This window comes from Streptomyces sp. NBC_01750 (genome assembly GCF_035918095.1).
In the GTDB taxonomy this organism is placed as follows: domain Bacteria; phylum Actinomycetota; class Actinomycetes; order Streptomycetales; family Streptomycetaceae; genus Streptomyces.
Genome location: NZ_CP109137.1, coordinates 1,214,781 through 1,227,075, shown reverse-complemented (window position 1 = coordinate 1,227,075; position 12,295 = coordinate 1,214,781). Strand labels below are relative to the sequence as shown.

16 protein-coding genes are annotated in these 12,295 nt (G+C 69.4%); 11 read left to right on the top strand and 5 right to left on the bottom strand.

The genetic code is table 11. The features are described from left to right. Positions 1-56: 56 nt before the first annotated feature. On the bottom strand, positions 57-608 hold the full coding sequence (locus OG966_RS05370; RefSeq protein ID WP_326648232.1) for a DUF5134 domain-containing protein: 552 nt from the start codon (positions 606-608) through the stop codon (positions 57-59). A gap of 219 nt (positions 609-827) precedes the next feature. Then, on the bottom strand, positions 828-1,211 hold the full coding sequence (locus OG966_RS05365) for a VOC family protein (RefSeq protein WP_326648231.1): 384 nt from the start codon (positions 1,209-1,211) through the stop codon (positions 828-830). 76 nt (positions 1,212-1,287) lie between these two features. Here OG966_RS05365 and OG966_RS05360 point away from each other — a divergent pair, with 76 nt between their 5' ends. Beyond that, complete coding sequence (locus OG966_RS05360; RefSeq protein ID WP_326648230.1) at positions 1,288-1,839, top strand: GNAT family N-acetyltransferase; 552 nt, start codon at positions 1,288-1,290, stop codon at positions 1,837-1,839. Positions 1,840-1,861: 22 nt separating this feature from the next. Here OG966_RS05360 and OG966_RS05355 read toward each other — a convergent pair whose 3' ends face one another. Continuing rightward, a complete protein-coding gene (locus OG966_RS05355) occupies positions 1,862-2,545 on the bottom strand; it encodes a glycerophosphodiester phosphodiesterase (protein WP_326648229.1) in 684 nt (227 codons plus the stop codon). 535 nt (positions 2,546-3,080) lie between these two features. Between OG966_RS05355 and OG966_RS05350 the strand changes: the two genes are divergently transcribed. The 5 genes from OG966_RS05350 (at position 3,081) to OG966_RS05330 (ending at position 7,697) form a co-directional block, all read left to right on the top strand. Beyond that, complete coding sequence (locus OG966_RS05350; protein ID WP_326648228.1) at positions 3,081-4,478, top strand: DUF6421 family protein; 1,398 nt, start codon at positions 3,081-3,083, stop codon at positions 4,476-4,478. Positions 4,479-4,504: 26 nt separating this feature from the next. After that, positions 4,505-5,260: an SDR family oxidoreductase gene (locus OG966_RS05345; RefSeq protein ID WP_326648227.1), complete on the top strand. Its 756-nt coding sequence runs from the start codon at positions 4,505-4,507 to the stop codon at positions 5,258-5,260. Further along, positions 5,239-6,327, top strand: coding sequence for a threonine aldolase family protein (locus tag OG966_RS05340; protein WP_326648226.1), 1,089 nt, complete (start codon positions 5,239-5,241; stop codon positions 6,325-6,327). The genes OG966_RS05345 and OG966_RS05340 overlap by 22 nt, the downstream gene beginning before the upstream one ends. Positions 6,328-6,403: 76 nt before the next feature. Continuing rightward, positions 6,404-6,982: a transglutaminase-like domain-containing protein gene (locus OG966_RS05335; RefSeq protein WP_326648225.1), complete on the top strand. Its 579-nt coding sequence runs from the start codon at positions 6,404-6,406 to the stop codon at positions 6,980-6,982. Between the two features lie 13 nt (positions 6,983-6,995). Beyond that, the gene (locus OG966_RS05330) at positions 6,996-7,697 is read left to right on the top strand and encodes a B3/B4 domain-containing protein (RefSeq protein WP_326648224.1); all 702 of its coding nucleotides are present in this window, start codon (positions 6,996-6,998) and stop codon (positions 7,695-7,697) included. A gap of 3 nt (positions 7,698-7,700) precedes the next feature. Here the strand turns inward: OG966_RS05330 and OG966_RS05325 are convergent, their stop codons facing one another. Together OG966_RS05325 and OG966_RS05320 are read right to left on the bottom strand one after the other, a co-directional pair. Next, positions 7,701-8,423 (bottom strand): lysophospholipid acyltransferase family protein, encoded by a 723-nt coding sequence (locus tag OG966_RS05325; RefSeq protein WP_326648223.1) that lies wholly within the window; start codon positions 8,421-8,423, stop codon positions 7,701-7,703. A gap of 161 nt (positions 8,424-8,584) precedes the next feature. After that, positions 8,585-9,001 (bottom strand): DUF4395 domain-containing protein, encoded by a 417-nt coding sequence (locus tag OG966_RS05320; protein WP_326648222.1) that lies wholly within the window; start codon positions 8,999-9,001, stop codon positions 8,585-8,587. Positions 9,002-9,076: 75 nt separating this feature from the next. Between OG966_RS05320 and OG966_RS05315 the strand changes: the two genes are divergently transcribed. From OG966_RS05315 to OG966_RS05300, 5 genes are all read left to right on the top strand, one after another. Further along, entirely contained in the window at positions 9,077-9,490 is a 414-nt protein-coding gene (locus tag OG966_RS05315) for a TlpA family protein disulfide reductase (protein ID WP_326648221.1), read from the top strand. Between the two features lie 6 nt (positions 9,491-9,496). Next, positions 9,497-9,643 carry a putative leader peptide gene (locus OG966_RS40745; protein WP_442806664.1) on the top strand — a complete coding sequence of 49 codons (147 nt, stop codon included), beginning with the start codon at positions 9,497-9,499 and terminating at the stop codon, positions 9,641-9,643. A gap of 46 nt (positions 9,644-9,689) precedes the next feature. Continuing rightward, positions 9,690-10,196: a flavin reductase family protein gene (locus tag OG966_RS05310; protein WP_326648220.1), complete on the top strand. Its 507-nt coding sequence runs from the start codon at positions 9,690-9,692 to the stop codon at positions 10,194-10,196. A gap of 199 nt (positions 10,197-10,395) precedes the next feature. After that, on the top strand, positions 10,396-11,181 hold the full coding sequence (locus OG966_RS05305; RefSeq protein ID WP_326648219.1) for an electron transfer flavoprotein subunit beta/FixA family protein: 786 nt from the start codon (positions 10,396-10,398) through the stop codon (positions 11,179-11,181). Positions 11,182-11,236: 55 nt separating this feature from the next. Next, a complete protein-coding gene (locus tag OG966_RS05300; protein WP_326648218.1) occupies positions 11,237-12,199 on the top strand; it encodes an electron transfer flavoprotein subunit alpha/FixB family protein in 963 nt (320 codons plus the stop codon). Positions 12,200-12,295 lie beyond the last annotated feature (96 nt).

Sequence of the window (12,295 nt, the reverse complement as noted above, 5' to 3'; positions counted from 1 at the left end):
CCAAGTGATGCAGGACACGGTTTCGGCGCTGGGGGTGAGATGGACCGCGCGCCGGTTCAGAGGGCGAACAGCATCGCCAGCATGGCGATACCCATGGCGAGCCTGCAGGCGAGAGCAAGCTCGGGTTGGGCGCCCCAGGCGACGGTCGCCGTCGCCGCGCCGCCCGCAGGGGCCGGCACGGGCATCAGCCGCAGGCCCGAGCGCAGGACATACACGGTGTAGTAGGCCAGCAGCGCGCCGGTGAGCAGCGGCACACCGGCGGACGCATGACCGGTGTGGCCGCCGCCCGGCGCCATCACCACCGCCATGTAGACCATCGCGAGAGAGCCGACGAGATGGTGCAGATGGTGGGCGTCGCGCCGGGCGGGCCACAGCGCGTGCAGCGCGGCCGCGCCGAAGACCGCGGCGTACACCGTCCAGGTCCACTCCGGCACCGCGAGCACGGTGGCGGGCACGGCCATCGCGGCCATCCCGAAGCCCATCAGGGCCTCGCCGCCGGCCGCCTTGCGTGCCTCGCCGGAGCAACTGTGCATCCGTGCAAGGCAGTACGCGCCGGTCGCCCCGCACAGCGCCACGAGCAACCAGCCGGACATCGCAGGTCCGTGCACGGCGCACCTCCCCCTTCGACGGTGTCGAGTGGTCGATGCCCGGCGCTGCGTGACCTACGCGAGCGCACGGGGGTACACGGGGAGCACACCCGGAAAGCGCGCCCGCCCCTCCAGCGCGCCTGCAGCCGTCCGCCGGCGGCCGGGGTGCTCACTCTCTTCCGGCTTCCGGCGGTCGCTGTGCTCACGGGCGGTCACGGTGCTCACGGGGCGGAAGCGCGCTCACGGGCGGTACCGCAGCGGATGGTCGGCCGGCACCTCGACCAGCACGATGCGGTGACCGTCCGGATCGGCGATCCACATCTCGATCAGCCCCCAGGGTTCGCGCCGCGGCGGCTGCAGCACCTCGACACCGCGCCCCGACAGCTCTTCGTACACCGCTGTCACGTCCGCGACCTGGAGCCACAGCCGCGCGGAGGGCGAGGGCGCCGCCGCCCGACCGGAGACCTCGAGATAGCCGCCGCCCAGGAAGTACACCGTGCCCCGCTCGGGACCGGTGCCGAACTCCCGGTAGACCGGCAGGGCCAGCGTCTCGCCGTAGAAGCGCCGCGACCGCTCAGGATCGGACGGGCGAAGCAGGATCCGGCTGCTCAGCACATGCACCATGCCCCGGACCCTAGGCCGAACAGCCGGGTTAGTCTCGTCGGACACTTGCACGCAACGGAGAACGGACAGCCACACCATGGACACCGCACCACCCAGGGTCTCGGGCGAGCTCACCTACCGTGACGCCGTCGAGGCCGATGTGCCGGTACTTGTTCAGCTGATCGAGTCCGCCTACCGCGGCGACTCGAGCCGGAGCGGCTGGACCACCGAGGCGGACATCCTCGAGGGGCAGCGGACCGACGCGGAATCCGTGCGCGAGGTCGTCACCGCTCCGGGCAGCACCCTCCTCATGGTGGAGCGCGACGGCGAGGTGATCGCCTGCTGCCAGCTCGAACATCGCGGTGACGCTGCCTACTTCGGCATGTTCGCGGTCCGTCCCGGGCTGCAGGGCGCGGGCCTCGGCCGGCAGATCATCGCCGAGGCGGAGCGCGTCGCGCGCGAGCGCTGGGGTGTGCGCGAGATGCAGATGACCGTGATCTCGGTCCGTCACGAGCTGATCGCCTGGTACGTGCGCCGCGGTTACCGCCGTACGGGAAAGCTGATCCCCTTCCCGTACGGCGACGAGCGCGCCGGCCTCCCGCAGCGCGACGACCTTGCCTTCGAGCTGCTGGTGAAGGAACTGTCCTGAAAGGACAGGCGCAGGAACTGCGCTAGGCCGTGAACCGGCCCGTGCGCCGGATCTCGGGGAAGTCGGTGGTCGCGCCGTCCAGCTCGAGGGCGCGCACCAGCCGCAGATGGTCCTGGGTGTTCACCACCCAGCCGATCACCCGCAGCCCTTCGCCGTGCGCGTGCTCGACGGTCTCCAGGGTCAGCCTGCGGATGTTCAGCGCGAGGGAGGCGGCGCCCACCGCCTTCGCGCGGTCCACGACGTCCGCGCCCCAGCGGCTGGCGATGAGCACGGTGCGCACACCCGGCACCAGCGTGGCGACCTCGGCGATCGCGTCGTCGTGGAAGGACGACACCTCGACGCGGTGGACGAGATCGCGGCGGCGCAGCACCTCGGCGAGTGCCTGGGCCGCGGCCACGTCCTTGATCTCCGCCTGGAGCGGCGCCCGTACGGCGTCGAGCACCTCTTCGAAGACCGGTACCCGTTCGCCGTCGCCCGCGTCGAGCTCCCGCAGCTCGGCGAGGGTCTTGTCGGCGATCGGGCCGCTTCCGCCGGTCGTACGGTCCACGTCGGCGTCGTGCATGGCGACGAGGGCGCCGTCCTTGCTGAGATGCAGATCCAGTTCGATGGCGTCCATACCGGCCTGCTCGGCGCGGATGAAGGAACGCAGGGTGTTCTCCGGCTCGACGCCCATGACCCCACGATGACCGATGGTGAGGAAAGTCAAGATTCTCTCGCTTTCGTCGACGGCGGCTCCCGCGCGCGGCGCATCCTGGCACCGGCGCGGCAAGTTCGCAGCCTAACGGCCCGTCTGCGCGATGGAACCGGTCACGCGCGGCCCAGTGGAGTGGGTCGCTCTGGCTTCCACGATCCCCGGGACGAAACCGGTGATGGGTGCTGTGACAAGGGCGGCCGGGGTGCTCACGCGGTACGGCTCCGGGGCGAGGCGGGTAGGACGGGCGCGTCCGTCCTACCGGCGGCGGCCGTGCGCCGCGAGCCGCTTCACTCGCTCGTGGGCGCGTCTGTCCTGGCTTGACGCGGCAGCGCCCCCGCACCCCGGCCGGCCGGGGTGCGGGGGGCCGTGGGTGAGCGCGGCAGGCGCGGAGGGGACTCACGGAAGCCATCGCGCATGCCCGAGCCAACCGCAAAACTTTCGGTGACCATGGGGTGGGGCAGGATAATTTCCCAAGCCTCTACTTGTACGGAGGAACCTCGCATGGATACGGTGTCTTGACGCGAGGTTCTCCCGTAGAGGAAGTGACATGACGGAAATTCTTGTGCAGGACATTGCCGCAGGGGGCATATCCCCGGCTGCCCGGGTGATCGAGCACGCGGCCTGGCCGACGCTCAAGAATGCCGTCGAGCAGATCCGGCCCTGGCAGTCCAAGGACGGCTCCATCGATCTGGGCGCCGAGGGCGCCCCGACCCGTGTCGTCGTGGAGGCCGCAGTCGATCGCGTGATCGACGCGGTGGAGGAGCTCTCCCCGCTTCTCCCGCACGATGCCGCGTACCACCGCGCGCTCGTCGCCGATCTGCACAAGTGGGCCGACAGCGCCTTCGGTGTCCCCGACTTTCTGGACTCGCTGCTCGCCTTCCAGCCCGCCGCGAACCGCGTGGACGGACTGCAGCACCTGGTCGTCTTCCCGATGTACACGCAGAACGGCAACCCGGACCGCAATCTCGAAGCGGTCGTGCTGCGCATGGTCTGGCCCGAGTGGCTCTCGGAGCTGGAGAGCACCCGCTACGACAACCCTCTCTTCTGCGGCATCACCTTCGAGGACTTCACCGCCGGCTACGACACCAACTCCGCGGTGCTCTTCCCGGAGACCATCGCGGTGCGTGAGGCCCCCGAGCGCTTCACCTGGGGCGGTATCTTCTGCGACCGCGAGGCCGCCCGCTTCCGCCGCGTGACCGACGAGGCGGTACGTGTCCTCGGCCTCGAACTGCCCAAGGACATCGAGGAGATGGTCGGCGACCAGGCCCGCTGCGAGCAGGCCTTCGTGCTCTGGGACATGGTCCACGACCGCACCCACAGCCACGGCGACCTGCCCTTCGACCCCTTCATGATCAAGCAGAGGCAGCCGTTCTGGATGTACGGCCTGGAGGAGCTGCGCTGCGACCTCACCGCCTTCAAGGAGGCCGTGAAGCTCGAGGCCGAGGGCAACGCGCACGGCCGCGATGTGCAGTACGCCGTACTCTTCGACCGGATGTTCCGCTTCCCGGTCAGCGGTGACCGCGTGCGCAACTATGACGGTCTCGGCGGCCAGCTGCTCTTCTCCTACCTCCACAAGCACGATGTGGTGCGCTGGACCGACAACACTCTGAAGATCGACTGGGACCGGGCCCCGAAGGTCACCAACGAGCTCTGCGCCGAGATCGAGAAGCTCTACCGCGACGGCATCGACCGGCCCAAGCTGGTCCACTGGTTCGCCGCGTACGACCTGGTCTCGACCTATCTCGCACCGCACCCCGGCTCCCGCTGGGCCAAGGGCCCCGATGCCCTGGATCTGTCCCAGCCGCCCCGCAAACTCGTGGACGACGTGCTTCCGGACGAGTTTCCGCTCAGCATGTTCTTTGAGGCGCTCTCCAAGAAGCTGAAGAATGTGATTGCCTCCACCAGGGGGATCACCGCGGCGAGTGCCGAGCGGGTGTCCGCGTGAGCGCGGGCGCGGAGGAGGCGACGATCATGAAGACAAACGGCAACGGTTCGCTGGAGGGCGCCGTGGTCGCGGTGGCCGGAGCCGCGGGCCCGGCCGGCCGGGCCACCCTGCTGCGCCTGGCGGAGGCCGGTGCGACAGTCGTCGCCTCCGACGCCGACGCCGCGCGTCTCGCCGAGGCGGTCGACGCCGCCCGGTACGCGCACGGCGGTGCGACCGTCACCGGGGACACCGTCGATCTCCTCGACCTGAAAGCCACACGGGAGTGGGCGGACAGGACCGAGAAGGAGTTCGGCCGGATCGACGGCCTGGTCCACCTCGTCGGGGGCTGGCGTGGTAGCGCCTCCTTCCCCGAGACCGAGCTTGCCGACTGGCAGCTTCTCGAGAAGCTGCTGATCCGTACCGTCCAGCACACCTCGCTCGCCTTCCACGACGGGTTGCTGCGCAGCGACCGCGGCCGCTACCTGCTGATCAGCGCGGCCGGCGCCAGCAACCCGACCGCGGGCAATGCCGCGTACGCCGCCGCCAAGGCCGCGGCCGAGGCCTGGACGCTCGCGCTCGCCGACTCCTTCCGCAAGGCGGGGGGCGAGGAGGGGCCGAAGGCCGCGGCTGCCATCCTGGTGGTCAAGGCTCTCGTGCACGACGCCATGCGTGCCGAGCGCCCGAATGCGAAATTCGCGGGCTTCACGGACGTGACGGAACTGGCCGAAGCCATCACCGGAGTCTGGGACCGGCCCGCCCAGGAAGCGAATGGACAGCGCCTGTGGCTGACCCCCAAGCCGTGACATCGCCGAAGACCGATGCCCGGCGCCACCACGATCCGTCCGTAAGGGGCTTCGCGAGCGACAATTACGCGGGCGCTCACCCCGAGGTGCTCGCGGCGCTCTCGGTCGCCAACGGCGGTCACCAGATCGCCTACGGCGAGGACGAGTACACCGAGCACCTCCAGCGGATCATGCACAGCCACTTCGGCCCGACGGCGGAAGCCTTCCCGGTCTTCAACGGCACCGGCGCCAATGTGACGGCCCTCCAGGCGCTCACCGACCGCTGGGGCGCCGTGATCTGCGCCGAGTCCGCGCACATCAACGTCGACGAGGGTGGCGCGCCGGAGCGGATGGGCGGGCTGAAGCTGCTGACCGTACCGACTCCGGACGGCAAGCTGACGCCCGAGCTCATCGACCGCCAGGCGTTCGGCTGGGACGACGAGCACCGGGCGATGCCGCAGGTCGTCTCGATCACCCAGAACACCGAGCTGGGCACGGTCTACACGCCCGACGAGATCCGCGCCATCTGCGAGCACGCGCACGAGCGGGGGATGAAGGTCCATCTCGACGGGGCCCGGATATCCAACGCCGCCGCGTCGCTGAACGTCCCGATGCGGACGTTCACCAACGCCGTCGGCGTCGATGTCCTCTCCTTCGGCGGCACCAAGAACGGCATGCTCTTCGGCGAGGCCGTCATCGTCCTCAACCCGGACGCCGTCAGCCACATGAAGCATCTGCGCAAGCTGTCGATGCAGCTCGCCTCCAAGATGCGTTTCGTATCTGTGCAGTTGGAGGCGCTGCTGGCGCGCGATCTGTGGCTGCGCAATGCCCGGCACTCGAATGCCATGGCCCAGCGTCTCGCCCAGGGCGTACGCGCGGTCGACGGTGTGGAGATCCTTCACCCCGTCCAGGCCAACGCCGTCTTCGCGCGCCTCCCGCACGATGTGAGCGAGCGTCTGCAGAAGCGTTTCCGCTTCTACTTCTGGGACGAGGCGGCGGGCGACGTTCGCTGGATGTGCTCCTTCGACACCACCGAGGACGATGTCGACGCCTTCGTCCAGGCGCTGAAGGAAGAGATGGCGAAGTAGCTTCTCTCTGCATAGGTATGCGGCCGATCGGAAGTTGATTGACTTCTGACCGGCCGCATCCTTAGGGTCGGCGGGCATGGAGCTGATTCAGCAGAACCCTGAACTGTCCGCGTATCTCGTCGCCGACGAGGTCGTCGACCACAAGCACCCGCTGGTGCGGGAGACGGCCGCCCGTCTCCGCCGCGACAGTCGCGATGCATACACATACGCCAAAGCGGCCTTTGAATTCGTGCGCGACACCATCCCGCACTCCAGCGACACGGGGGATGTACGGGTCCCGTGGCGCGCTTCCGACGTTCTCGCGCAGCGCACCGGTATCTGCTGCGCCAAGGCCCATGCGCTCGTCGCCCTGCTGCGCGCCGGATCAATCCCCGCGGCTTTCTGCTACCAGCGTCTGAACGTCGTCCATGGCCTGGTCGCGCTGAAGCTTCCGGGCAGGGAGGAGTGGGCGCGGCTGGATCCGCGTGGCAACAGGCCCGGGATCGATGCGCAGTTCTCGCTGGTGAAGGAGCGCCTCGCTTTCGATATACGCCAGGAGTCCAATGGAATGGACTATCCAGTGCTCTATGATGTACCTCATCCGGCCGTGCTCGCCGCCCTCAGGGCGGCGCCCGACCAGGAGACTCTCTGGACCCTGTACCCGGCCGAACTGTGAGGCACGAAGAACCATGACGCTCACGCTCACCGTCTCCGACGAGGTCCGGGACCTCGCGCCCGGCTTCACCCATCTAGCCGTCGAGGCGCGCGGCCTGGTCAACGGGGAGAGCAACGCCGACAGTTCGGCCCTGTTGGACGATGCCGCGCGCAGGCTCGCCGAACGCCTGGACGGGCGCGCCCCGCACGAGGACCCGCACATGGTGGCCTGGCGCGCGGCGTACTCCGCCTTCGGCGCCAAGCCGTCCCGTACGCGCAATTCCGCCGAGGCGCTGGCCAGGCGGGCGCTCGCCGACGGCGGGCTGCCGCGCATCAACCGGCTGGTCGATCTCTACAACGCGATCAGCGTGGCCCATCTGATCCCGGTCGGTGGCGAGGACACCGACCACATCCAGGGCGGAATGCGGCTCGTACGGGCCACGGGCGAGGAGCCGTTCGGCACCGTCGCAGGGGGCGAGGAGACGGTCGAGCGTCCCGAGCCCGGCGAGGTGATCTGGTGCGACGACGAAGGCGTCACCTGCCGGCGCTGGAACTGGCGCCAGGGCGTACGCACCCGGCTCACCGAGGAGTCGGTGAACGCGCTCTTCCTGCTCGAGGGCATGGCCCCGATGACGAACGGCGAGCTCGAGGCCGCAGCCGCCGAACTCGCCGAGTCGCTGGAGAAGTTGAGCCCCGGGGCGCGGATCAGTGTCTGCCGCCCCAGTAACGGCTCGTGAGTTTCAGCCCGCCTCGCGGACCTCTGCCGGAGTCGGCGCCGTACCCCCGAGGTGCGCGGGCACCCACCAGGTGTCGCTCGCGTCCTTGGGGCGTACGGGATAGGCGCGCTGGGCCGCTTCCAGCAGCTCCTGGCAGCGCTCGCGCAGCCGCCGGGTGATCGCGCCCGCGTACTGGTCGGCGGGGGCCTCGACCGGCTCGCCGACGCGGATGGTGATGGGGATGTGGCTGCGCCTGAAGTTGCGCGGCCGGCCCTTGGTCCAGATCCGCTGGGTGCCCCACAGAGCCATCGGGATCAGCGGTACGCCGGCCTCCTGGGCCAGTCGTGCCGCACCAGACTTGAAGCTCTTGAGTGTGAACGACTGCGAGATCGTCGCCTCCGGGAAGACGCCGATGATCTGGCCCGAGCGCAGCGAGTCGAGCGCGTGCGCGTACGCCGTCTCACCCTGCGTGCGGTCCACCGGGATGTGCTTCATTCCGCGCATCAGCGGGCCGGAGATCTTGTGCCGGAAGACGGATTCCTTCGCCATGAAGCGCACCAGGCGCTTCTGGGGGAGCGCCGCGAGTCCGGTGAAGATGAAGTCCAGGTAGCTGATGTGATTGCTGACGAGCACAGCGCCGCCCGAGCGTGGGATGTTCTCCGAACCCTGAGTGTCGATCTTCAGGTCCAGCGCCTTGAACAGGGTTCGAGCGGCGCCGATGACCGGCCGATAGACGATCTCTGCCATCTGGAGAAGGCCCTTCTGTTGTGCCCGGGGAGGGTTCTCCCGGCGGAAGTTACGCAGCCGTAGGTTTTCGGCATTGGGCAGATCGTGCCCCATGCGCGGCGTACTGACCAGCCCTGGCGGCTCGGGCGGGCGAGATTCTTGTCACGTGTTTACCTGTCCCGTCATGAACGGGCCGTGGTGGCGCGGCGGAAGAGCGGGTACAGCTCGCACCCCAAGCAGTACCCGAATACGGCGTTGAGGAACGCGGCGGCCAGGGCGCATCCGGTGGCGGTGAGAGCGAGCCACGACGGCCCCCAGAAATAGCCGCCCAGTCCGAGCAGGGCGAACGCCAGGCCAACGGCCTGCGCGAAGCGCGGCGGAGCCGGCGACTCGAACTCGGCCGGCGGCCCGACGCGCGGCCGTACCGCGGTGCGGAAAAGCCATCCGTACGGAGAACGCGGTACGCCGAACACTGCTCCCGCGGCGAAGCAGAGGGCCTGCCAGGCGAGCGGGAAGCCGCTGCCCGTGACGAGAACCGCGGCGAGTACGAGCGTGGTGACGGCGGCTCCGAAGCGGGGGCCCCTTGCGTCGATGTCCATGCCCGACAGCATCGCGCAGAAGATCCGCGTGCGGGACCGGGAATCTTTGCGGTCCTGTGAACGCTGTATTCGTGGATGACGGGACTCGTGGTGTGTGCGGTGGTGCTCGCGGCGGCGAGCGCCTTTGGGCTCTGGCGGCAGCGGAGCAGCGGGAGGCTGAAGGTGCGCGGTCGGGACGCGGGGAGACGGCTCGGTGCGGCCGAGTTGGGCGTGGAGCTGGGCCGGCGGGCGACGCTTGTCCAGTTCTCCAGCGCGTTCTGCGCGCCGTGCCGGGCGACCCGGCGCACTCTCGCCGAAGTCTCGGACATGATTGACGGCGTGTCGCATGTGGAGATCGACGCGGAGGAGCGGCTCGCTCTGGTCCGTGACCTGAACATCCTCAAGACACCCACCGTGCTGGTGCTCGACGCGAGCGGCCGCATCGTCACCAGGGCCTCGGGCCAGCCCCGCAAGGCGGATGTGATCGCCGCGCTCGGACAGGCGGTGTGACGTCCCGTGACCCGTGTCGCACATCCTGGGACACGCTTGACTGCGCCTGCCATCAATCGTCACGCTGACGCTGTGCCTCAAGACCTCCTTCTCCACGGGCGGCCCCATGTGGACCTCGTCCGAAACGCGAGTGCGCGCTGTCCGGCTTTCTGAGCAGCCACGGCCGCCCCGTTCGTATCCACCGCAGAAGGACAACTCCATGACGGCTTCGCCCGATCTCGGCACCGCTCAGCTGGCCTCCCCCGACCTGCTCCGCTCCGTCTTCCGGCAGCACGCCGCGGGCGTCGCGGTGATCACCGCCCAGGGCGACAACCCCGTCGGATTCACCGCCACCTCCCTCAACTCCGTAGCCGCCGAACCGCCCTTGATCTCGTTCGGCGTGGGTACGTCCTCGTCCAGCTGGCCGGTCATAGCCAGGGCCGAGCACGTCGGCGTGCACATACTCGGCGAGCACCAGCAGGAGCTGGCCGCGACCTTCGCGCGCAGGGGCGCCGACCGTTTCGCGCAGCCCACCCGGTGGAGCACCGGTCCAGAGGGCGTCCCGGTCCTCGACGGCGTACTGGCCTGGCTGGTGTGCCGTGTCGTCGGCCGCGTCCAGGCGGGGGACCACCGCATCGTGATCGCCGAGGCCGTCGTCGGAGACCCCGCGGGGGCCGGCCGTCCGCTGCTCTACCACCAGGGGCGCTTCAACGCTCTGCGGGACTGAGAGTTCCCGCAAGCCGCCGGTTACGGAGCGTTGGCAAGGTCACAGACCTAAGCGCTTGCATATGGGGAAGGAGCTGGGTGTACTGACGAGTAATACTTCGTTCGGAGCGCAGGCCGCCCCGACCGGGATCCGCCCAGTAAGGCGCCTATGCTGCCAGCAGAAGGCAGCTCAATAGAGACGATGCAGTAGGAGAGCCGGCGTGAGCTTGAGGATCGTTGTCTGTGTGAAGTACGTGCCCGACGCCACCGGCGACCGGCACTTCGCCGATGACCTGACTGTCGACCGCGAAGACGTCGACGGCCTGCTGTCGGAGCTCGACGAGTACGCGGTCGAGCAGGCGCTGCAGATCGCCGACGAGGCGGACGACGCGGAGATCACCGTGCTGACGGTGGGCCCCGAGGACGCCAAGGACGCGCTGCGCAAGGCGCTCTCCATGGGCGCCGACAAGGCCGTCCACGTCGAGGACGACGATCTGCACGGCACCGACGTCATGGGCACCTCGCTGGTGCTCGCCAAGGCCATCGAGAAGACCGGCTACGACCTGGTCATCGCCGGTATGGCCTCCACCGACGGCACCATGGGCGTGCTCCCGGCGATCCTCGCCGAGCGCCTGGGCGTTCCGCAGGTCACGCTGCTCTCCGAGCTCTCGGTCGAGGACGGCGTCGTCAAGGGCCGCCGTGACGGCGACACCGCGTCGGAGCAGCTCGAGGCGTCGCTGCCTGCCGTCGTCTCGGTGACGGACCAGTCGGGCGAGGCCCGCTACCCGTCCTTCAAGGGCATCATGGCCGCCAAGAAGAAGCCGGTGGAGTCGCTGGACCTGGAGGACCTCGAGATCGAGGCCGACGAGGTCGGCCTCGAGGGCGCCTGGACCGCGGTCGACTCGGCCGCCGAGCGTCCGGCCCGCAGTGCCGGCACGATCGTCAAGGACGAGGGCGAGGGCGGCAAGCAGCTGGCCGAGTTCCTTGCGAGCCAGAAGTTCATCTAAGGCCCGCTGCCCCCAACTGCCCCCAGATACTTCGCATTCGCAGGAGAGCAATCCCATGGCTGAAGTTCTCGTCTATGTCGACCACGTGGACGGCGCCGTCCGCAAGCCCACCCTTGAACTGCTGACGCTGGCCCGCCGCATCGGCGAGCCCGTCGCCGTCGCCCTCGGCTCCGGCGCCGGGGCCACCGCACCCGCGCTCGCCGAGCACGGTGCGGTCAAGGTCCTCACCGCCGACGCGCCCGAGTTCGCCGACTACCTCGTGGTCCCGAAGGTGGACGCGCTGCAGGCCGCGTACGAGGCCGTCTCCCCGGTCGCCGTGCTCGTCCCGTCCTCCGCCGAGGGCAAGGAGATCGCGGCCCGCCTGGCGGTCCGTATCGGCTCCGGCATCATCACCGACGCCGTCGACCTCGAGGCCGGCGACGAGGGCCCGGTGGCCACGCAGTCCGCGTTCGCCGCCTCCTTCACCACCAAGTCCCGTGTCTCCAAGGGCACTCCGGTCATCACCGTGAAGCCGAACTCGGCCCCCGTGGAGGCCGCTCCGGCCGCGGGTGCCGTCGAGACCCTGGCCGTCACCTTCTCCGAGGCGGCCACCGGCACCAAGGTCGTCTCGCGCACCCCGCGTGAGTCGACCGGCCGCCCCGAGCTGACCGAGGCCGCGATCGTGGTCTCCGGCGGCCGTGGCGTCAACGGCGCCGAGAACTTCCACATCATCGAGTCGCTGGCCGACTCGCTCGGTGCCGCTGTCGGTGCCTCGCGCGCCGCCGTGGACGCCGGCTGGTACCCGCACTCCAACCAGGTCGGCCAGACCGGCAAGTCGGTCTCCCCGCAGCTGTACATCGCCTCCGGCATCTCCGGCGCGATCCAGCACCGGGCCGGCATGCAGACCTCGAAGACCATCGTCGCCATCAACAAGGACGCCGAGGCCCCGATCTTCGACCTGGTCGACTACGGCGTGGTCGGCGACCTCTTCGAGGTCGTTCCCCAGCTCACCGCAGAGGTGCAGACCCGCAAGGGCTGACCTGCGGAAGTCTTCTACGGCCCGGGGCCGTGCGGTGAACACCACCGCGCGGCCCCGCACGCTTTCGGGTGACCATTGACGCAGGTCGCGACCGCC